The sequence below is a fragment of the Paenibacillus sp. MT86 genome, assembly GCF_058792535.1.
On record NZ_CM179499.1, the window covers coordinates 5,527,435 to 5,548,770 of the forward strand.

Sequence of the window (21,336 nt, forward strand, 5' to 3'; positions counted from 1 at the left end):
CTAATAGAATGCATAGATTAAGAAGGAGTGTATAACATGAAAAAATTGAAACTGATCGAACAGATCCATCAGGCTGGCGTTGTCGCGGTCCTGCGCGGCGATTCTCCCGATGAGGTTGTAGAGATTGCCAAACGCGCGATTGAAGGCGGGATCAAGGTCATCGAGGTGACCATGACCGTACCGTTCGCTACGGAAGCCATTACGACGTTATCCAAAATGTACTCTTCCAAAGACCCGCAAGCGGACAACTATGCCATCATCGGAGCCGGTACGGTTCTGGATGCAGAAACGGCCAGAATCACGATCCTGGCCGGTGCCGAGTTCGTGGTCTCCCCAGGGTTCGACCGCGATACGATTATGCTCTGCAACCGATATCGCATTCCGGTCATGCCGGGTGCCGTTACCGTCCATGATATCGTGGCCTCGCTTGAGCTTGGCGTCGATGTCGTTAAGCTCTTCCCGGGTAATCTGTACTCTCCGTCCGTCATACCGTCTCTGAAGGGCCCGCTGCCGCAGGCCAATATCATGCCGACCGGAGGCGTGAATCTGGACAATCTGCATGAATGGATCAAGGCCGGGGCATTCGCGGTCGGAATCGGGTCCGATCTGACCAAAGACGCGCTTAAGAGCGGAGACTTCAATTTGATTACGGAGAAGGCCCGTGCTTATATCCACGCCTTTAAGGAAGCTCAAACCTCCCATAAATAATCTTTATGCACATGCCGTAGTAGTTCATAGATGGCGTTCGCTGCATGTTCATCTTCATAAATAACAGACAAGCCTATCAAGTCGATCTTGATAGGCTTGTCTGTTATTAGATCCTTCTCTTTCCGAACCATCGTTTCTGTGTAATCATGCCCGTTGTAAAACCGCCTGCAACAATCGTCAGAATGGAGTACACCAAGGTGCTTCCCGAGAGCAGAACGCCTCCGAATCCGATGATGACGGCATCCATCAGCAAAATAATGACGCCTACATTCAATGGCAAATACCTTGCCAGAAAATGAGCCAACAGATCCGTTCCGCCCGTGCTTGCATCATTCCTCAGCATCAATCCTAGCCCGGCCCCGATCAACGCACCGCCTATGGGCGCGCTGATAATCACATGGGGAGCAAAAAAACGCAAAAAATCCGTTTGCAACGGGGAGAGCAAATCGATGACAAACGAAGATATCAGCATGCCTGACAGACTATTGTAAAAGATTTCGCGATTTAACATCCAGGCGGCGATAAACATGGGGATGCTGCACAAAATGATTACGAATCCGATATGTAGGTCAAACACGTAGTTGGCGATCAGAGCAATCCCGATAACTCCGCCATCCAGAACTTTATGCGGGACAAGAAAAAAATTGGTCCCCATCGCGATCAGAAAGCTTCCGATCACGATAATGACATGTTTTCGAAATGACAGCATATCCCACATCTCCATTTATAAAGGCATGTCTTATTCATATGCTTGTCATTTCGAAAAATTGCGAACTCGCTGTCCCGCATTTGAAAAAAAATTCCATCGGAATGTCTATCGCTTATTCGGCTTTTACATAAAGCAAACGCTCGGTGCGCGCCATCACTTTGGTTTTCATATACGGATGATTCTCATAGCAATAATCCACGAAGTACCCCGGCTTCTCTCCATTCCATGGAAAAATATCGTAATGCATCGGAATGGTCAAATCGAATGCCGACGCTGCGGCAAGTTCTGCGGCTTCCCGGAAGCCCATGTTCCCGACGATGCCGTCCTTCCGGCGGAAGGCATCTCCCCCATTGATCGGCACCATCCCGATATCAATGGAGTGCGCCTGCAGCCTTTCCACCAATCCGGGATAGACTACGGTATCTCCCGCATGGTAGATCAACACGCCCTGGATGTCCACCAGGTAACCGACAAATCGGTGTCCAAACTCTTCATGCTCATCCAAGGTCTCGTGGGCAGCCGGAATCGCCATCAGACGAAAGCCGTCAAACTGTTGCCATTCATCGCATACGGCCGCAAACAGCCGCTCCGGCGCCACGCCGGCACCGCGCATCGCTTCATGGCAGCATGCCGGCGCAACAAACGCTGTTTCCGGATTCTGTTTGGCGATGACCGCAATCGTTCCGAGATCCATATGATCATCGTGCTCATGGGTGATCAGGACCATGTTTGCATTCGTAATATGCTCCGGCTGCAGCGGAGCCGGAAACGCGCGCTGAAATCCCGCTTTGCGTTCCAGGTCGGCTGACATATAAGGGTCGATATAGATGACGACCTCCCCGCCCTTCAGGACAACGCTCTCCTGACCCAAAAACCAAACGGCCGCCATCCCATCGGTTGTAGACGTCCGGTTGATTTCATCGATCAGCTGCTCCGGCCCCCGGCTGCTGCTGTTCTGTTCTCTCATCTCTGTCCTCTCTCCTTCCTGTTCCTAACATGACTCGATTATACCATGACGTACCCAGTAGAAATCCGGATGTTCATAGATTCTGTTCCCCAAGAGAATCGCGGATCCTCCGTTGATTCCCGCTCGGCACACCATTCCTAAGCGTTCTCATATCAGAAAATCAGGGCCTGCCGTCATAAGAAAAAACGGGTCGAAGGTAAGTTAATGGCTCACCCTGAACCCGTGTAATTGAGTCTATTTTCGTTCAAGCGGCTTCTTCCAAACGCCAAGCAGCACACCCGAGATCGCCGAACCAATGAGAACCGAGAACAGGAACAGGAGCGCATGATTGGCAAGAGCAGCGACAAAGATTCCCCCGTGCGGGGCCGGAACGTTGATGCTCCACAGCTGCGTCAGCCCGCCTGCCACCGCGGAACCGAGAATACAGGATGTCAGTACGCGCAGCGGGTCGGCCGCGGCGAACGGGATCGCCCCCTCCGTTATGAAGGAAAGGCCCATCACATAGTTGGTCACGCCCGATTTGCGTTCCTGCTCCGTGAACTTATGCTTGAAGAACGTCGTGGCCAGAGCAATGGCCAGCGGAGGCACCATCCCGCCGGCCATGACCGCAGCCATCATGGCTCCGTTCGTGTTGCCGCTGGATGTGAATACGCCGATCGCAAATGCATACGCCGCTTTATTGAAGGGACCGCCCATATCAATCGACATCATCCCGCCCAGAATCAGACCGAGAATCACCGCGTTGCCGGTGCCCAAATTGTTAAGAATATCAATCAGGCCGAGATTGATCCAGCTAAAGAACGGATCGAACAAGTAGAACATGATCGTTCCGGTAATCAGCAGGCTGACGACCGGGTACAACAGAATCGGCTTTAAGCCGTCAAGCGCTCGGGGCAGCCCCGCAAACGCTTTGCGCAGCAGGATAACCACGTAACCGGCCAAGAAACCTGCCGCAAGACCGCCAAGGAACCCCGAATTGGAATTGAGGGCCATCAGGCCTCCGACCATGCCGGGCATCAACGCCGGACGATCGCCTATGCTGAGCGCTATGAAGCCCGCCAGAACCGGAATCAGGAAGTGGAAGGCACCGTCTCCTCCGCCGATCGTTTGCAGCAGCTGGAAGAGCGGATGATCCTCGCCGGCGAGCTGCTCGATCAGGAAGGAGATGGCCAGAAGAATGCCCCCGCCCACGACAAACGGCAGCATGTGCGAAATACCATTCATCAGGTCCTTGTATACTTTCGTGCCTATGCTGCCCTTCTCCGCGTCCTTCGCCTTCGGCTCACCGCCGCCATCGCTGCGGTAGATCGGCGCCTCGCCGCCCATCGCCTTGCGGATCAGCTCCTCCGATTTGCGGATGCCGTCGCTGACAGGACGCTGGAGAACGGGTTTTCCGTTAAAGCGGGCCATCTCCACGTTTTTGTCGGCGGCAATGATGACGCCTGAGGCCCTGCGTATTTCCTCTTCCGTCAATACGTTCTGCGCGCCCTCCGAGCCGTTCGTCTCCACCCGGATTTCGACGCCCATCTCCTGGGCTTTCTTCTTAAGGGCGTCTTCGGCCATAAACGTATGGGCAATGCCGGTCGGGCAAGCCGTTACGGCAACCACAAACGGAGTCGAGGCCACGGCAGAAACATCCCGTTGGTCAGCTTGGGCTGCAATGCCGGATTCCCGATGCTTGTTCTCCGCTTCCTTTTGTGCGGCTTCCCTTTTTTTGGCCGCTTCCCTCTCAGCCTTGGCGGCTTCTTCAACCGCCTGCTTGGAGTCGAATAAAGCCGTTACCTCCGCCGGCGTCTCCGCCTTCATCAACTGCGCGATGAATTCCGCATCGATCAACAGCCTCGATAACGCTGCAAGGGTACGAAGATGCGTATTCCCCGCTCCCTCGGGGGCGGCGATCATGAAAAAAACATGCGCCGCCTCACCGTCCAGCGCTTCGAAATCCACGCCCCCGCTGCTCTTGGCAAACACGACGGTCGGCTCGTTAACCGCTTTCGTCTTGGCGTGGGGCATCGCAATGCCGCCGCCGATCCCCGTACTGGATTCGGCTTCACGCTTCAGGATCATCTCTTTAAACAAAACCGGATCGTTGATCTGCCCGCTGGCGGACAGACTCCCGATCAGTTCATCGATGGCAGCCTCCTTCGTGACCGCCTTCAGATCCATGATCATCGTTTCTTGTATCATTAAATCCGTAATTCTCATGTGACTCACACTCCCTTGAAATCTTCGTGGTGATAACCGCGCCATAACCGCCCATTACCGGTTATTCGATGTGAAGCGGCTCACCACTCCGTGATCCTAACCAGAGGAAGCAGCTCATCAATCGCTTCCCTTGCCGCCAAGTCGTCCGAGAACGCCGTAGCGCTTCCAGAGGCGACCCCCGTCCGGAATGCCTCGATCGGGCCCTGGCCCTTCGCAAGCGTGCCGACGAATCCGGCAATCATCGAATCTCCGGCACCGACCGAATTGCGGACGGTACCCGGCGGAACATGGGCGTGATAGACCCGATCGGCCGTGATGAACAGCGCCCCTTCTCCGGCCATGGAAATCAGGACATGCTGAGCACCCTTCTCAAGCAGTTTCCGTCCGTACTCCACAAGCTGCTCCCTTGAGTCAATGACGACGCCGAACAACTCGGCCAACTCGTGGTGGTTCGGTTTCACAAGGAGCGGCTTATAGGCCAATGCCCTCATTAGAGCCTCACCGGTGGTATCCATGACGAATTCGGCGCCGCCCTTTCGGCACGCTTCGATCAGACGGCCATAAAAGTCCGAACCCAGCGAAGGCGGCACGCTGCCTGACAGCACAACGATATCGCCGGCTTCAAGCTGTGACAGCTTACGGAGCAGCTCTTTCGTTTCCTCTTCCCGGATATCGGGTCCCAAGCCGTTGATCTCGGTCTCTCCGCCATGCTTCAGCTTAACGTTGATGCGGGTATCGTCCGAGATGTTCACGAAATCCGTGCGGATTCCTTCCTTGCCGAGCATCTCGTCGATATAACGGCCGGTGAAACCGCCAAGAAAACCGATTGCCGTATTATCGGCTCCCAGCTGGTTCAGCACACGCGATACGTTAATTCCTTTCCCGCCCGGAAACTTCATGTCCCGGGTCATTCTGTTCAATCCGCCAAGCTCGATATGCTCAACTTCCACGATGTAATCAATGGAAGGATTCAGTGTAACCGTATATATCATCATGATCCCTCAATTATTTTGGTTTTCTGTGAAATGACCTTCTTCCATGATTCCGGCAAGGACTCCGTAATCAGCGTCGCTTCGCTCAGGTCCAGCAATTTGGCGAAGGAAACCTCTCCGATTTTGCTGGAATCCGCAAGGACGTAACTGGAAGCGGACAGCTGGTGGGCCCGCCGCTTGATCAAGGCTTCTTCCGGATCGGGGGTGGTGTAGCCCATCTCCGCATCCACGCCGTTCGTGCCCAGAAAGCACCGGTCAAAACGGAAGTTGTCCATATTTTGCAGCGCGATGCTTCCGATGACGGCTTTGGTATGAATCTTCATCATGCCGCCCAGCAGATAGCTTTTGATCCGCTTGCTGACCAACGCTTCGATATGGGATAAACCGTTCGTGACAACCGTGACGTCTTTGGCGTCGATGAACGGAATCATGGCTAGCGTGGTCGTACCCGCATCCAGGTAAATGCTTTCTCCATCCTCAACCTGTGCAGCAGCCAACCGGGCAACCGCGTTTTTCTGTTGAATGTTTTTGAACGTTTTTTCCTCAATTCCAGGTTCATGTATCTTTGGGCTCGGCAGAGCGGCTCCGCCATGAATACGCTTTAGCAATTGACGTTCTTCAAGGTCGATCAAATCTCGCCTTACCGTCGATTCCGAAGCTTCAAGGAGTTCTACCAATTCCTGCAGCTTCACGACACCGCGCTGTTGTAAGCGCTCTAATATGATTCGGTATCTTTCTTCCGTCAGCATAATGAATCCCCCTCTACAGTTTATAGTATCATATTCGTCTCAAAAAACAATCTAAAACTTTCAAAAACATTCACAATCATTCAGAAAATCGATGAATGATTTACCATCCTGGCAAGCTGCAAAATTGGATGGTTTCCTCTTATGGATGACAGTTTGCCCCATAGCAAGCCGAGAAGCGTCGAAACATCTCATAAACGTTTGTAACCTGCTGCCTCTACGCTATATACTGGTAACTAGGAAACTCTCACAGTATAGAAGAGGTGACATGAATGGACCAACTGAAAGAAGCCTATGAGCGGCTCGGTCTGCCGGAGGATGCAACCAAGGAACAGCTTGACGACCGATATACGCTGCTCATGCGCCAAACCCGTTCGCATCAAAGGCGGGAGCCGGACCGGGCGGAAGAGATCGAAGCCGAGTTTGCCGAAATCACCAAAGCCTATAAATTCATCCTGGAAGAAGAGAACCGCAAAGCTTTGGAAGAGATGAATCAGAAACGGTACGGCAAATACAAGAGGTTTGCCGGGACGGCGGAGAAAACCGACCATTTCTTCCGTTATTATAAATTCCACGTGCTCGGCGGCATTGCCCTGGTGGGCGTTCTCATTTATATCGTGATCAGCATTTTCAACCATCAGGCAGAGAAGGAACGGCTGGCCAGCCTGCCCCCGGTTGACCTGGAAGTCATGTTCCTCGGTTCTTATATGAGCCAGGATGGCGGACAGGACCTTAAACCGATCGAAGACGCGATTTTGGCCCAATTTCCCGATTGGAAACGCGTAACCGTTAACATTAACTACGTGCCTCCCCTGGATTCCAACAATCCGCAGGATGCCGCCATGCTGCAAAAGGCACTGCTGGTGCTGTCCACCGAACGTCCCGACCTGTATATCATGGATCAAACCGCCTTTGATTGGATTGGCAATCAAGGCATGGTACGCCCGCTCGAAGCGGAAGTCGAAGGCGAGCTGAAGGAACTGCTTACCCCGGAAATGCTGGTGAAGGGTACAAATGAGGAAGACGGCGCGGAGCATGTGTATGCCGTGGATATTATGGGCAGCCCGCTTGGCGAAGAACTGCCCGTCCTGAAGAAAGAAATGTTTGCGGGGATTCGCGAAGGCACGGAACGCGATGCGAATGCACTGCGATTCATTAAGCAATACTTAGAGACGTCCAAGTAACGTCGGACCCCCTCGAATATCGATACAGCCCCTGCTGCTTGGCCTTATGGCCAAACGACAGGGGCTGTTTGCATGACATTATCGATTAACAATCGAGCTCAAGGATGTAAAAGCATGTGTAGCAAATCCTTCGGAAGGTTCGCGGTGAGGGTTATTTACGCGGAAAATATAACCCTGTCCGTCAAACTCATCCACAATGTACATCTTCGTGAGGCCCTCGCCTTCGCCTATCATATACACGGATGCATCCTTCAAGACTTTGTGCCTTTCACTGCCCTCAGCTTCATGGACTTTGCCAACCTCCGCAAGCTCCTTCTCCGCCTCAAGCTTGAGTATGTCCGCATTGTAATCCGAAGGCAGCCTCGTAAGCTCGACGTAATAATCCTGGTCCACATTCATGGTCAGCCTGTTGGTTTTTGCATCGAAGGAAAAAATATCGAAAATATACAGCGCGTAGCCGTCACCCTCGGCCAGTTTGGCTGTTTTGGTTTCTTTCATGCCCTCCAGCTCCAGCTCGAAATCCTTGGTTTCCGGAAGCTGCGCGTTCTCGGAACTCGAGCCGCCGCCTTCGTCGTCCACCGTCAATTTGATGAGGATCAACTGCTTCAAATCTTCCTCGCCTTCAACCGGCTGTTCCCTATACTCATAGGAGACGGACTCTTCTCCCTGAAGTTTGGATATGATCTGATCCATCCCCTCGCCCAGCCGGAATGCGGTCGGACCATCGGCCGTCTCGATTTCGATCGAATTGTTGTCGATTTGACCTACGTAAGTACCGGTTCCTTGCTTAATCTCATACTTGGGCTCCTCGACCGGATTCGGATCCGCCGGCGGCTGAGAAGTCGGGCCTTCGCCGCTGCATGCCGTCATTGCCATGAGCAGCATAGCTGCGGCAGCTGCTGTGATTATTTTGCTCCAACGCTTTTGCTTTGCCATATAACCACCTCCATTATGATTAACGGGAATCCTGGGGTTAATGTTGCGCAATTCCCGCTTTTTGGGCGATTCCTTCGCATTCGCGTTCAAAACGACAAGAGCATTTCCTTTTCTGATCAAACAAGGTATTCTAGTAGTAATACAGACTCAAATAGTTGATAAAGGGAGATGTTCATGCCTGGTAAAATTAGAATTTTTGCTGACAGCACCTGCGACTTACCACCTTCGTGGATAGACGAATATAATATCGGCATCGTTCCGCTCTACGTCGTATTCGGAGAACAATCCTTACGGGATGGAGTCGACATTACACCGGAACAGCTGTATGCCAAAGTCGATCAGATCGGCAGCCTGCCCAAAACAGCGGCACCTTCTCCGTCCGACTTCATTGCGGCCTTCTCGCCTTCGATTGAGCAGGGTGAGGATATCCTGTTCCTCAGCATTTCGTCAGAGCTTTCTTCCACCTACCAAAATGCGTTGATAGCTGCAGGCGAGCTGCCCGAAGGGCGGGTTACCGTGTTTGATTCGCGCAATCTTTCCTCCGGTATCGGACTGCTTGTGATGAAGGCTGTTCACGCGGCCAATGAAGGCTCGTCCATACCGCAAATTGTGGAGCTATTAAGCCGTACCGTAAACGAAGTGGAGTGCGAATTCGTTGTCGATACGCTGGATTATTTGTATAAGGGCGGACGCTGTTCCGGCATGCAAAACATCATTGGCAGCCTGCTCAAAATCCGTCCGGTGATCAAAGTCGTGGACGGCGGCATGATCCCGGCTTACAAGGTACGCGGCAAAAAAGAAAAGGCGCTGGATCAAATGATTCAGAATGCACTGGCTCAAGTGGATAAGATGGACAATGATCTGATCGTTGTTGTACATACCATGGCCGAGGAGGAAGCCCGTTTCCTGCAGAAGGAACTGCAGGAAAAGACAGGCGCACGACAGGTCAGCATTTCTACGGCCGGCTGCGTCATTTGCAGCCACTGCGGTCCTCAAACCGTCGGACTGATGTATACCAAGAAGCCATCATAAAATTGTTTATATCCGACGACAGTTCTGCTTTGTTGTTCTCTTCTGCAGGACTGTCTTTTCTGTCCTTCGTCTAAGCAGAACGTTTAGGAACTTATTAAACGAGCTGCCAATAGGTTACACATGTCCATCCTAGACTAAAGTCTAGGTGAAACATTCCCCGAAGGACCGAGGACACCCCATCCCTTGCATGGTATTCTTGGAATAATCAATCTATATAAGGAAAGGAACGAAGTTTGTATGACGAAACGTACAATCTTAGCACCTCTGCTCATCCTGCTTGGCGCATACTTGCTCTTGAACCAAGGCGGTACCGTAGGCGCCGGTTCTATCTTTGCCACGTTCTGGCCTACCCTGTTCGTGATCCCGTTAGGCCTGTTTTTTCATTGGATGTACTTCTCGCTGGTCGGACGTCAGGGAATCGGGCTGTTGATACCGGGCGGCATTCTGCTCACAGCCGGTATTGTCAGCCAAATCGCTTCCTTGTTCGACTCTTGGGGGTCGATGTGGCCCGGCTTTATTCTTGCCGTTGCGGCCGGATTGTTCGAGTTCTACTGGTTCGGTTCGCGTAACAAGTGGCTGCTCATCCCGATTAACATTCTGACCGTCCTGTCGCTGCTGTTCTTCGTGGTATTCTCGATCGGACCCGTACTCAATTACCTCTCGGTCGTTCAGCCTGTCATCGCTGTGCTGCTTGTGCTTGGAGGAGCTTGGCTGATGCTCGGGCGTAAGAGGCACGGGTGAGCGCACGATTTGCCAAACCGTTAACAACGCATAAAGGCACTCCGAAGGTCGACTAACCTTGGAGTGCCTTTTATTTAGCGGATGCCGCCCATATCCATCAAGAAGATGCAGCGGCGGCTAAGGTTTCATTGCTTTGGAACAGATGATGGACGCTGCGGATATAACGGACGGTTCTCGTGCCGGAGTACATCATGACCGAATGCGTTTCGGCCCGCTGACCCGGCATATATTTAACCCCGCGCAGGAAATCTCCGGCCGTCACGCCGGTGGCTACGAACAGCACGCCTTCCCGTCCCACCATATCCTCCATCGTCAGCAGCTGCTCGGGATGCTTCAATCCCATGCCCTGGCATCGGACGAAATCCTCCGGCGTCTCCGGTATAAGCCGTCCCTGGATTTCTCCGCCCAGGCATTTCAAGGCGGCTGCGGCCAGAACGCCTTCCGGTGCCCCTCCGGAGCCCACGTAGAGATCGACCTCACTGTCCGTGCAGGTCTCGATCGCTCCCATGACATCGCCGTGGCTCAGCAGCTTGATCCTTACCCCGGATTCTCGCAAAGCCCTGATCATCGTGCTGTGACGCTCGCGGTCGAGAATGGACACGGTCATCTCCGACAGCGGCTTGGATAAGATCTCCGATGCTTTTCGAAGAGTAACCTCAATCGGGTCATTCAAACTCAGCTTGCCCGCAAGCTCGGGGCCGACCGCAAGTTTATGCATATAAATATCGGGCGCGTGCAGCAGGGTTCCCCGTGGAGCCGCGGCAATCACGGACAACGCATTGTTCAGCCCGTTCGCCACCGTTTCCGTTCCTTCGAGCGGATCCACCGCCACGTCCATCTTCGGACCTTTGCGATTCCCTACGCGCTCTCCGATATACAGCATCGGCGCTTCATCCATCTCGCCTTCCCCTATGACCACGACCCCATCCATCGCTGCGGAATCAAAATGCTTGCGCATCGCTACCGTTGCGGCTTCATCAGCACTGTTCTTGTCACCTCTTCCTGTCCAGCGGGCGGATTGCAGCGCTGCTTCCTCCGTCACTCTTACAAGCTCCAATGCTAATGAACTCTCCATGATTGAATCCCTCCTTTTGCTATTTTCCTAACCGATGCTGCTTATTTCAGATAATTCATAATCAGTCCTGCGGATTCCTCAATCGCCTTATCCGTGACGTCGATGACGGGACACCCGAGCTCCTCGTACAGCGACAAGGCGTAATCCAGCTCCTCCTGGATCCGCTCTAGGGCTGCATACTGCACCTGATGCGGCAGTCCCATGACCTTTAAGCGCTCGCTGCGGATTTTGAGAAGATGCTCCGGCTCGATCGTAAGCCCGATGATCGTGCCGTTCGTGACCTCTCTGAGCTGGGAAGGCGGCGACATCTCCGGCACGATCGGGAAATTGACCGTTTTGTACCCTTTATGTGCGAGAAACATCGACAGCGGCGTCTTCGAGATCCTGGATACGCCCAGCAGGATGATGTCCGCCTTCAAAATGGCGCTGACATCCTTGCCATCGTCATACTGGACGGCGAATTCCATCGCGTCCACCCGCCGGAAATAGCTGTCGTCCAAGCGGTGCAGCAGGCCCGGCAGCCGCTTGGGATAGTCGTTGAACGTGTCGGCAAAGGCCTGCATCATCGGCCCCATGATATCCACTGTGCGAATGTTGAGCCGGACGGCTTCTTCCCGCATGACCTCGCGAAGCTCCGGCTGAACGAGCGTATAAGCCACAAATCCTCCGCGCCTTGCCACCTCCTCCATCAATTCGGTCAATTCTTCCTCGTCGCGAACGTTCATATAACGTTTAACCTCTGTATTCGGAAGCTCGAATTGGCGCAGGGTGGCTTGAACAACCGCTTCAGCCGTCTCCCCGATGGAGTCCGAACAGATTGCTATGAAATGAGTTAATGCCTGATTCATCCGATTCCTCCCATTATTCCTCGGCTACCATGTCGAGCAGCATTTTGATAATATTCGTTTTTGTGATCCGGCCGACAACCTTCCAGTGCTCCCCCGGATTTCCCGTGGTGGATGGAACGACCACCGGCAGGCTATCGATTTGATGATTAATGATTTTTCGTGCGGCATCCAGCACCGTGTCTTCCGGCTGGACCGTTGTTACGTTGGCCCGGCGGGTCATGATCAGGCTTACCGGCATGGAGGAGGCCGTCGGGTTGCCAAGCGTTACCTTGAGCAGATCCTTACGGGACACGATACCGGCCAAATGGCCGTCGGCATCGGTAACGATCAGATTTCCCACGTTCTCCAGAAACAAGGATACAACGGCTTCGTGAATCGTCGTGGTCTCACGCACTATCACCGGAACGCCGTGCAGATCGCCGACCTTCATTTTGAGAAGGCGAAACTTTTCCTCCCGGTCGCGCGTTCCCCGCTTTCCCAGAAAATACCCGACCTTGGGCTTGGCATCAATATAATCCAGAACCACAAGCTTGGATAAATCGGTGCGAAGGGTGGCACGGCTGACATTCAGCATCTCCGCAATCTGATCTCCTGTAATGGGTGCATGTTTTTTTACGATATCGACGATATCCTGCTGCCTTGTCGTCAGTTCGATAGTGATCCCTCCTGCGTGCATTTCCTCTACTTGCCGATATAATACGTCATATATAATATATATGCAACATATTTTCGTCTAAAAATGCATAATAAAGTATCAATAATTTTTGTTATACCCATCAAAAAAGGTTATAAATCCAAAAAAAAGCATGCTTTCAGGAAAATTCCTCCCTTAAGCATGCTCGTTATTCATTCCGCTAATCGCCACGATCACTCAGTTCTGAAAGTCCGTGCCCTTGCATTCCCCTTTTCCGCAAAATCCATAAATGATTTTCACTCCGTCGGTTGGAATCGTGTCCACCATCTCATCGCATCTGGAGCATATGATCAGGCCCCATTCCTCGTTCGCCTTGCCTTTGGCTGCCTCCGGACTTGTTAACGCTTTCATAACATTTCCTCCTCATGTTTATTCACTTTGCTGCAAGGCAGTTCCCGCTTGATTATCAAGGGGTTACAAACGATTCTCCACTTCATGCCAAAGACCGCTAACCAACCTCCTACGCTTCACCCATCCTTTATTTTCCACTATATTCTTAATGTATTGGGCAAGAAATAAAGATATGAGTAAATCATGTTTAATGTAACAAAAAACATGTTAAGTAATTTTTGTGTAATCTTATCTCATCTAAAAAAGAGAGGGATATCCTTAATTTGGCATGATATGATAATATATACTTCGGATTCCACTAAAAATCGACATTATAGACGGAGGGTTTGGATTGAATAACACATGGCAGCTCATTAAGAAAGGAAATACCTCATCCGCCATTGCCGCACTGGGCAATACGGGATTGGCCATCATCAAGGGGATTGCCGCTTCCATCAGCGGCAGCGGGACGATGTTTGCCTCCGCCATGCATTCGGTGGCCGATGCCGTGAATCAAGGATTCGTATTCGTAGGCAGCGTCCTGGCCGAGCGGAAGCCGACCAAGAAGTTCCCCACGGGCTTTGGCAGGGTCATTAACCTGGTCTGCATGGTCGCGGTGATCGTGGTCACCATCATGGCCTATGAAACGATACTGAAGGGCTTCAAGCTGTTAAAACATCCGGAAGAAGCCACGAATTTCTGGCTCAATTTCATTGTGCTGGCCATTGCTGTTATCATTGACGGTTCCATCCTGGTTAAAGCCATGAAAGAAATTATGAAGGAAACCCGCGCCGAAGCATCGGGACTTTCCTTGCTGCCCGCCGCTTTCAAAAATGCCGGCCGCGCCGCCCCGCCGACACGGCTTGTGTTCTATGAAGATATTGTTGCAACGCTTGGTGCCCTCTTCGCGCTGATCGCCATCGTGTTCGCGCATTTCTTCAATTTCCTCATCCTGGACGGAATCGCCACGATCCTGATCGGCTGTCTGATGGTGGGCGTAGCCTTTAAGGTCGGATATGACAACATGGTCGGTTTAATCGGGGTGGCCGCTCCGAAGGACGTGGAAGAGAAAATCTCCGGAATCATTCTTGCCGATCCGGATGTTCGTGACATCAATCGTCTGCGTATTCTGCAGGAAGGCCGTAATTATCATGTGGAAGCCTACATTGAGCTGAAAAAAGGGATGACCCTTGCCGAGGCCGGGCAATCCAAAATGAGAATCAACGCCCTGTTGACCCAGGATCCGAACATCTCGGACGTGACCTTGGGCATACTGGAGGACGACGGAATCAAGCTCTGGAATCCAAGAGAGGATCTGGATCATCCGGGTCAATAAGGAAGAGGCATGCCTCAGGGTCCGTTTGGACCTCGGGCATGCCTCTTTTTTTATGCGATGCTTAATGATTGCGCTTCAGGAATTCGACCATCCGTGCATAAGCGATCTTTTCGTTGGCCTTCTTCGTAATCCCATGCCCCTCGTCTTCGAACACAAGATACTCCACGTCACGGCCCTTGGCTCTCAAGGCCTCGACGATTTGGTCGGACTCCTCTTTAACGACGCGCGGATCGTTGGCTCCCTGGATGATGAGCATCGGGTTCACCATATCATCCAGATACGTAATCGGCGAATCCTTGATGAAGCGTTCTTTATCCCGTTCCGGATCGCCTATCCAGCGCTCCATAATCGGTTTCCAGTGTTCCGGCACCGAATCGTAGAAGGTAAACAGGTTGCTGACCCCGACGATGTCGATGGCCGCCTTGAAATAATCCGGATTCCGGCCCGCCAGCAGCAGGGTCATATAACCGCCGTAGCTTCCGCCCATCACGAAGAGCTTCTCGCGGCTCGAAATCCCTTGCTCGAACAGCCAATCCATGCCTGCCAAGCAGTCCTTGCGCGGTCCCTCGCCCCAATCCTGCTCCACCAATTTCACGAAGGAGCTGCCGTAACCGGTGCTTCCCCGGAAGTTCGGGCAGAAGATGTGATACCCTTTGGCCAGGATATACTGGAACATGGAGCGGAACTGCTTGCGCTCCGAGGCTTGCGGGCCGCCATGCGGCCAAAACACCGTATAACCGTTGGCCACGTTGTCTTTGGCGCGGAACAGGAGGGCCTCGATCTCCATTCCGTCAAAAGATGGATACGTCACGACATCCGGCGTCACTAAGTCCTCATCGGTCAACCCTGTCAGCACGTTCTTTGTGATCGGGCTCCATGAGCCACCTGCATAACGGTAAATGTTAAGCGGCTTCACCGCACCCCGGGCGAGCAGGTACAGATTGCCGGACTTCGTGACGTTCAGCTGCTCCACGATGTCCGATGGAAGAGGAATGGGGGTTAACTCACCGCCGTCGAGGGAATAGGCATATAGTCGATCCTCTACCCCTTTTTCCGTAACGATGTACAGGGTTCGTGAATCCTTATGGAAGCGCAAGAGCTGGATGCTCTCCCGGTCGATGCGGCACAGGGGTTCAAACTTCCGCTGCGGGATGTCGTAACGGGCCACGTAAGAAAATTCGGATTCATAGTCTGTTGCAAAAATGACCTGGTCATTGCTGACAAACAGCACATCCCCCGAAATATGCACCTGTTCAGGCGTAGGCGTCAAGCACAGCGGCTCTTCGCCCTCTCGCTTCACGTAACTAACATAGTAGGTGTTGGCATACATTTTCGTATACGCGATGGTTTTCTCGTCGGGGCTCACGGCACACATTTCGGTCGATGTCGCCTCGCCCTCATGCAGCAAATGATCCTCCTTGGTGTCCAGATGATACACGCGCGAATTCAGGAAGGACGGATTCCCCTTCGACGTGACATAATACAGTCGCTTGCCGTCCTCTGACAGATGCACGAAATAATGTTTGTCCTCCGCATCCGCCCCTTCGAACAAAGGCATCGGCTCGCCGCCGTTCCAGCGCAGCGCATGAAACTGATAATTCTCATTCCCGTCGCGGTCAAACGCCGTCAAGATATGCCGCCCTTCCGGGTCCAGCTTAATGAAGCTTGCGATCTGGTCATTGTATGTAAGCGGATAAGGGTAGGACGTCTCCCCTTCTAACTCCATGGCCCATAAATTGAACTTTCCGTTTAGACTGCTGCTGAATACAAGCCGTGACTCGTCTGCACTGATTCCGAAGGTACGAATGCCATACGTTTGAAAAAATTGCTCCACATCGGGCTTAGGAAAATCGATCATTCATTTGCCTCCCTGACCTCATCTTATTATCCATCGGTTAATAAATGGGTAACTCTTCCAAACCGCTGGATTATTCCCATTATAACGCAAAGCATTCTGGGGGTCACCGTTACATAGTCGGGCAGGTTACTAAGTCTGCAGACCGAGATGATGCACAAATTTTGACAGAGGCCTGTATATATTCCCGGCGCCCCCTCTTCTGCCCGCATATCTGCTGCAGGATTCCATATAAATGATAAGAACCATGTTTTTAATGACGAAGGGGGGATTCTCGTGCACCAAGACGAGATCGCGGAACTGGAACGTTCCATTGCGGAGATTACCGAGATCGCTACAGGCTTCGGCCTTGATTTTTACCCTATGCGATATGAGATCTGCCCGGCAGACATCATATACACCTTCGGCGCCTACGGCATGCCTACCCGGTTCAGCCACTGGAGCTTCGGTAAAACCTTCAATAAAATGAAGATGCAGTACGACTTCGGCCTAAGCAAAATCTACGAGCTCGTGATCAACTCCAATCCGTGTTATGCGTTTCTCCTGGACGGCAACTCCCTGATCCAGAATAAACTCATTGTCGCCCACGTCCTTGCACACTGCGATTTTTTCAAAAACAACGCCCGCTTCTCCGTCTCCAACCGCAATATGGTCGAGAGCATGTCCGCCACGGCGGAGCGCATCTCCCGCTATGAGATCGAACACGGCACGGAGGCGGTTGAGCAGTTCATCGACGCCGTGCTGGCGATTCAGGAGCATGTGGATCCCCATATCGTGAGGCCCGATAAACTCGATAAACAGCGCTACACGGCACGGCGGATGCAGGAGCAGAAGGAGGAAGCCAAGCGGCAGAAGCCTCCCGGCCGGTATGACGATTTATGGGAAATGGACGAAGACGGCGACAAACAAACCGATAAATCGCCGGCGGCGCCCAAGCGCTTCCCGCCCGAGCCGGAAAAAGACATCATGTGGTTCATTCAGGAGCACTCCGACATTCTGGAGGATTGGCAGCGGGACATTATGAGCATGCTGCGCGAGGAGATGCTGTACTTCTGGCCGCAGATGGAAACCAAAATCATGAACGAGGGCTGGGCTTCGTATTGGCATCAGCGCATCCTGCGGGAAATGGACCTGACCAGCGAGGAAACGGTGGAGTTCGCCAAGCTCAACGCCTCGGTCGTGCAGCCGTCGCGCCACAGCCTGAATCCCTACTACCTCGGACTGAAAATCTTCGAGGATATCGAGCGCCGCTGGGATCGGGAGAAGATGTTTGATGTACGCGAATACGATTCCGATATTTCCTTCCTGCGCAATTATTTAACAAAGGAACTCGTGGAGGACCTGGACCTCTATGTCTTCGAGAAAAAAGGCCCGGAGTGGAAAATCACCGACAAGGCATGGGAGAACATCCGCGATCAGCTGGTCGTCTCCCGCGTAAACGGCGGCTCGCCGTTCCTCGTCGTGACCGACGGCGATCATCTCCGTTCCGGCGAGCTGATGATCAAGCATCTGTACGAGGGCATTGAGCTCGACCTGAAGTATATGGAGCGCACCATCCCTTATGTTTACCGGCTCTGGGGCAAACCCGTGCATCTGCACAGCATCATCGAAGGCAAACCGATTCTGTTCTCCTATGACGGCAAGAAGCTGCATCGACGGTTTATTTAACGGCGGTTGAAGCAGCAAAACAACGGTATAATCACAGCAGCACCCGCGATGAGTAGGATTGCTCCATTCGCGGGTGCTGCTGTTCGTTTACATATAGGCACATCAACCGTTCGCTTCTTGACCCCTGTTATACGCTGACCTTCTCGGATGAGGTTTCGATCTCGATATCGTGCTTCCGAATATCATATTCGTGTTGAAGCGATTCCAAATCATCGGCCAGCTTCTCCATCATTTTCACGAAGGCGGCCAATTCCTGCGAGCTTGCTGCCTGATTACGCGCGTTCATGGACGTTTTCTCCGATTCCTGCTCCACGAGCCCCAGCTTGCGAATAATGCCGCTGACCTTGTCCTGAATCTCATCCATCGCCTTCTTGGAGTTGGTGGCCAGCTTCCGCACTTCGCCGGCAACCACCTCGAAGCCTCTGCCTAACTCCCCGGCATGGGCAGCCTCGATCGCCGCGTTCAAGCCAAGCAGGTGGCTCTGATCCGAAATTTCCCGTATCAAACTTCCCATCTGCTCGATATGCAAAATTTCTTCGCCCAGCTCGGAAGTCAGCGTATGCGCCTTATCCTGCGCCTCCGCCGTTTTCATGGCGTTGTCGGCCATCAGCGCCGCACTCTGATCCAGTTCCACGATCATGGCCGTCAATTCTTGAACCGCGGTTGTAATCGCTTCCAACATTTTTTGCTGATCCGAAGCCAGGTTGCTGATTTTCTCTTTCTCTTTCATTTCGTAAGCTTCCAATACGAGCTGGGAATCCAGGTTAAACATTTTGCTCAGGGCATGCACCACTTGAATCCATTGATCCGGTACGAGCTTCTTCAATAAATCGGCGGCAATATCCAAATAAACCATGTAGCTTCCAAGGTAATAGTCCGTGGTCAGGCCGATTCTGGAGTGAACTTGTCCGATCTTAATCCGTTCGGCAATATAAGCATCGTCCACTCTTCCTGAAGCAAGCGACATCCAATACACCCGCTGGGTCTCCTTAAGCCGTTCCACGGTCGAGGTAAGTCCGATAATCTGCATCAGCTGCGGCTGCGTTCCGATCTGCGCGTAAAACCGGTCCACGACCTCTTCAACCACCTTCGCAAATACCTCACGATGATTTGCGAGAAGCTCCAATCCCTGCTCGTCCAATCCGATATACTCCAACTGCTGGCGTCTTTTCGGGGAAACATCAATCATTTCGAAAAATCCACTCCTAAATAGGTGATCCATATCACAGGTTCAAGTACTTAGGGTCCATTATAGCCTATATTTACCACCTCGGCATAATCCCAAAGTCCTAATTGTGTGTAGATTTGCACATACAATCGGGCAATCCCCTCCAAACGAGGAGAAGCCACCCGGTTCCACGGGCGGCTTCTCCAGACATTCCGCTTATGCTATTCCTTATTCGGTCTTACCGGTTTAACAGGCTGCCCACGTAACGCAGCAGCTCATTGGCGCATACCGGGCAGTACCCGTGCTCCTCGATCAGCCTGGAGCTTACCTCGTTGATCCGTTTCAGCTGCACGGCATCCGGCGTTTTGGTCGAGGTCGTAATTTTGACGATGTCCTTGAGGTCCGTGAACAGCTTCTTCTCAATCGCTTCCCGAAGGCGCTCATGATTATGGTACTCGAACTTTTTGCCCTTGCGGGAATAAGCCGAGATACGAATCATGATTTCCTCCCGGAACGCCTTCTTTGCGTTCTCCGAGACGCCGATCTGCTCCTCGATTGAGCGCATTAATCTTTCGTCCGGATCCATCTCCTCGTCGGTCAACGGATCGCGGATTTTCGTCCAGTTGCAGAACGCTTCGATGTTATCCAAATAATTCTCGAACAGCGTCTTGGCGGACTCCTCGAAGGAATACACAAAAGCCTTCTGGACTTCCTTCTTGGCCAGATCGTCATACTCCTTGCGAGCGGCGGCAATGAAATTCAGGTAGCGTTCCCGCTCCTCCTTGGCAATGGACGCATGCTGATCCAGCCCATCCTTGATCGCCCGCAGCATATCCAGCGCGTTAATGCACTGAAGATCCTGCTTAATCAAAGCACTGGATATCCGGTTGATGACATAACGCGGATCGATGCCGGACATGCCTTCCTCCAGATATTCGTTCTGCATCTCCTTCAGGTCCGCTTCCTTATAACCTTCAACCTCCACCCCGTCGTACATGCGCATCTTCTTGATCAGATCCATGCCCTGCTTCTTCGTTTCCTTCAGACGCGTCAAGACGGAGAATATCGCGGCAGATCGAAGCGCGTGCGGCGCGATGTGGATATGCTTCATGTCGCTTTGGCCGATCAGCTTCGAGTAAATCTTCTCCTCGTCGCTGACTCGCAGATTATACGGGATCGGCATGACGATCATCCGGGATTGCAGGGCCTCGTTTTTCTTATTGGCAATGAACGCCTTATACTCGGATTCGTTGGTATGGGCCACGATCAGCTCATCCGCGCTTATCAGCGCGAACCGGCCCGCCTTAAAGTTCCCTTCCTGGGTCAGGGAGAGCAAGTTCCATAGAAATTTTTCGTCGCATTTCAGCATCTCCTGGAATTCCATCAAACCGCGGTTCGCTTTGTTTAACTCGCCGTCGAACCGGTAGGCGCGCGGATCCGATTCGGAGCCGTATTCCGTGATGGTGGAGAAATCGATGCTGCCGGTCAAATCGGCAATATCCTGCGACTTGGGATCCGACGGACTGAACGTGCCGATGCCGACCCGGTTCTCCTCGGAGATTAATATCCGCTCGACTTCAACCTTTTCGATATCGCCGCCGTACTCGGTTTTAAGACGAAGCTGGCAGGCCGGGCACAAATTCCCCTCGATTCGGACGCCGAGCTCCTTCTCGATCTCCGGTCTTAGCTCCATCGGAATCAAATGCAGCGGCTCTTCCTGCATCGGGCAGCCGGCGATCGCGTATACCGCTCCCCGGTCGGTGCGGGAATGCTTCTCGAGGCCGCGCTTCAGCATCGTGACAAGCGTGGATTTGCCGCCGCTGACAGGTCCCATAAGCAGCAGTATGCGTTTGCGCACATCGAGCCTGCGGGCTGCAGAATGGAAGTACTCCTCCACGAGTTTCTCGACAGCCCGGTCGAGGCCGAAGATTTCCTGTTCAAAAAACTTATATTTTTTCTGGCCCCCGCTCTCTTCGAAACCGTAGGATTCGATCATGTCATATACACGGGCATGGGCCGTCATGGCTGGAGAGGGATCCTTCTTAAGTATTTCAATGTATTCCCTGAATGTGCCGCTCCACGCCAAACGGTCGCCTTCTGCCCGATACGATGCTATGCGTTCGAAAATATCCATATCGCTAC

Annotated in this window: 19 protein-coding genes; 6 read left to right on the top strand and 13 right to left on the bottom strand. The window is 52.7% G+C overall.

What is annotated here, in order from left to right; translation table 11 throughout:
• Positions 1 to 36 precede the first annotated feature (36 nt).
• Positions 37 to 708: a bifunctional 2-keto-4-hydroxyglutarate aldolase/2-keto-3-deoxy-6-phosphogluconate aldolase gene (locus AC3RCL_RS24870; RefSeq protein WP_096776389.1), complete on the top strand. Its 672-nt coding sequence runs from the start codon at positions 37 to 39 to the stop codon at positions 706 to 708.
• A 106-nt stretch (positions 709 to 814) separates the two neighbouring features.
• On the opposite strand, the gene AC3RCL_RS24875 is transcribed toward AC3RCL_RS24870, so the two are convergent.
• The 5 genes from AC3RCL_RS24875 to AC3RCL_RS24895 form a co-directional block, all read right to left on the bottom strand.
• The gene (locus AC3RCL_RS24875; protein ID WP_492532618.1) at positions 815 to 1,417 is read right to left on the bottom strand and encodes a YitT family protein; all 603 of its coding nucleotides are present in this window, start codon (positions 1,415 to 1,417) and stop codon (positions 815 to 817) included.
• 112 nt (positions 1,418 to 1,529) lie between these two features.
• Positions 1,530 to 2,384: an MBL fold metallo-hydrolase gene (locus AC3RCL_RS24880; RefSeq protein WP_096776390.1), complete on the bottom strand. Its 855-nt coding sequence runs from the start codon at positions 2,382 to 2,384 to the stop codon at positions 1,530 to 1,532.
• Between the two features lie 234 nt (positions 2,385 to 2,618).
• A complete protein-coding gene (locus tag AC3RCL_RS24885; RefSeq protein WP_492532620.1) occupies positions 2,619 to 4,589 on the bottom strand; it encodes a PTS fructose transporter subunit IIABC in 1,971 nt (656 codons plus the stop codon).
• An 80-nt stretch (positions 4,590 to 4,669) separates the two neighbouring features.
• Positions 4,670 to 5,581: a 1-phosphofructokinase gene (gene pfkB / locus AC3RCL_RS24890; protein WP_492536468.1), complete on the bottom strand. Its 912-nt coding sequence runs from the start codon at positions 5,579 to 5,581 to the stop codon at positions 4,670 to 4,672.
• Positions 5,581 to 6,330: a DeoR/GlpR family DNA-binding transcription regulator gene (locus tag AC3RCL_RS24895; RefSeq protein WP_492532622.1), complete on the bottom strand. Its 750-nt coding sequence runs from the start codon at positions 6,328 to 6,330 to the stop codon at positions 5,581 to 5,583. The genes pfkB and AC3RCL_RS24895 overlap by 1 nt, the downstream gene beginning before the upstream one ends.
• Positions 6,331 to 6,599: 269 nt before the next feature.
• Here AC3RCL_RS24895 and AC3RCL_RS24900 point away from each other — a divergent pair, with 269 nt between their 5' ends.
• Positions 6,600 to 7,511, top strand: a complete 912-nt coding sequence (locus AC3RCL_RS24900; RefSeq protein WP_036659924.1) for a molecular chaperone DnaJ — start codon at positions 6,600 to 6,602, stop codon at positions 7,509 to 7,511.
• 78 nt (positions 7,512 to 7,589) lie between these two features.
• Here the strand turns inward: AC3RCL_RS24900 and AC3RCL_RS24905 are convergent, their stop codons facing one another.
• A complete protein-coding gene (locus tag AC3RCL_RS24905; protein ID WP_492532624.1) occupies positions 7,590 to 8,447 on the bottom strand; it encodes a DUF8580 domain-containing lipoprotein in 858 nt (285 codons plus the stop codon).
• A gap of 174 nt (positions 8,448 to 8,621) precedes the next feature.
• Here AC3RCL_RS24905 and AC3RCL_RS24910 point away from each other — a divergent pair, with 174 nt between their 5' ends.
• Positions 8,622 to 9,479 carry a DegV family protein gene (locus AC3RCL_RS24910; RefSeq protein ID WP_015737093.1) on the top strand — a complete coding sequence of 286 codons (858 nt, stop codon included), beginning with the start codon at positions 8,622 to 8,624 and terminating at the stop codon, positions 9,477 to 9,479.
• Between the two features lie 237 nt (positions 9,480 to 9,716).
• Positions 9,717 to 10,220, top strand: a complete 504-nt coding sequence (locus AC3RCL_RS24915) for a hypothetical protein (RefSeq protein ID WP_009595848.1) — start codon at positions 9,717 to 9,719, stop codon at positions 10,218 to 10,220.
• Positions 10,221 to 10,317: 97 nt separating this feature from the next.
• On the opposite strand, the gene glpX is transcribed toward AC3RCL_RS24915, so the two are convergent.
• From glpX to AC3RCL_RS24935, 4 genes are all read right to left on the bottom strand, one after another.
• Positions 10,318 to 11,295 (bottom strand): class II fructose-bisphosphatase, encoded by a 978-nt coding sequence (glpX, locus tag AC3RCL_RS24920; RefSeq protein ID WP_009595806.1) that lies wholly within the window; start codon positions 11,293 to 11,295, stop codon positions 10,318 to 10,320.
• A 41-nt stretch (positions 11,296 to 11,336) separates the two neighbouring features.
• Positions 11,337 to 12,143 (bottom strand): pyruvate, water dikinase regulatory protein, encoded by an 807-nt coding sequence (locus AC3RCL_RS24925; protein WP_009595762.1) that lies wholly within the window; start codon positions 12,141 to 12,143, stop codon positions 11,337 to 11,339.
• A 13-nt stretch (positions 12,144 to 12,156) separates the two neighbouring features.
• Positions 12,157 to 12,819, bottom strand: coding sequence for a helix-turn-helix transcriptional regulator (locus AC3RCL_RS24930; RefSeq protein WP_009595798.1), 663 nt, complete (start codon positions 12,817 to 12,819; stop codon positions 12,157 to 12,159).
• Positions 12,820 to 13,014: 195 nt separating this feature from the next.
• Positions 13,015 to 13,188: a GapA-binding peptide SR1P gene (locus AC3RCL_RS24935; RefSeq protein ID WP_015737095.1), complete on the bottom strand. Its 174-nt coding sequence runs from the start codon at positions 13,186 to 13,188 to the stop codon at positions 13,015 to 13,017.
• A gap of 331 nt (positions 13,189 to 13,519) precedes the next feature.
• On the opposite strand from AC3RCL_RS24935, the gene AC3RCL_RS24940 reads away from it, so the two are divergent.
• Positions 13,520 to 14,503, top strand: a complete 984-nt coding sequence (locus AC3RCL_RS24940; RefSeq protein ID WP_015737096.1) for a cation diffusion facilitator family transporter — start codon at positions 13,520 to 13,522, stop codon at positions 14,501 to 14,503.
• A 61-nt stretch (positions 14,504 to 14,564) separates the two neighbouring features.
• Here AC3RCL_RS24940 and AC3RCL_RS24945 read toward each other — a convergent pair whose 3' ends face one another.
• Positions 14,565 to 16,361, bottom strand: a complete 1,797-nt coding sequence (locus AC3RCL_RS24945) for a S9 family peptidase (protein ID WP_096776396.1) — start codon at positions 16,359 to 16,361, stop codon at positions 14,565 to 14,567.
• 273 nt (positions 16,362 to 16,634) lie between these two features.
• On the opposite strand from AC3RCL_RS24945, the gene AC3RCL_RS24950 reads away from it, so the two are divergent.
• Positions 16,635 to 18,026 carry a SpoVR family protein gene (locus tag AC3RCL_RS24950; RefSeq protein ID WP_096776397.1) on the top strand — a complete coding sequence of 464 codons (1,392 nt, stop codon included), beginning with the start codon at positions 16,635 to 16,637 and terminating at the stop codon, positions 18,024 to 18,026.
• Between the two features lie 127 nt (positions 18,027 to 18,153).
• Here the strand turns inward: AC3RCL_RS24950 and AC3RCL_RS24955 are convergent, their stop codons facing one another.
• Together AC3RCL_RS24955 and AC3RCL_RS24960 are read right to left on the bottom strand one after the other, a co-directional pair.
• On the bottom strand, positions 18,154 to 19,215 hold the full coding sequence (locus AC3RCL_RS24955; RefSeq protein WP_492532629.1) for a protoglobin domain-containing protein: 1,062 nt from the start codon (positions 19,213 to 19,215) through the stop codon (positions 18,154 to 18,156).
• Between the two features lie 217 nt (positions 19,216 to 19,432).
• Positions 19,433 to 21,328 carry a PrkA family serine protein kinase gene (locus AC3RCL_RS24960; RefSeq protein ID WP_096776399.1) on the bottom strand — a complete coding sequence of 632 codons (1,896 nt, stop codon included), beginning with the start codon at positions 21,326 to 21,328 and terminating at the stop codon, positions 19,433 to 19,435.
• Between the last annotated feature and the right edge of the window lie 8 nt (positions 21,329 to 21,336).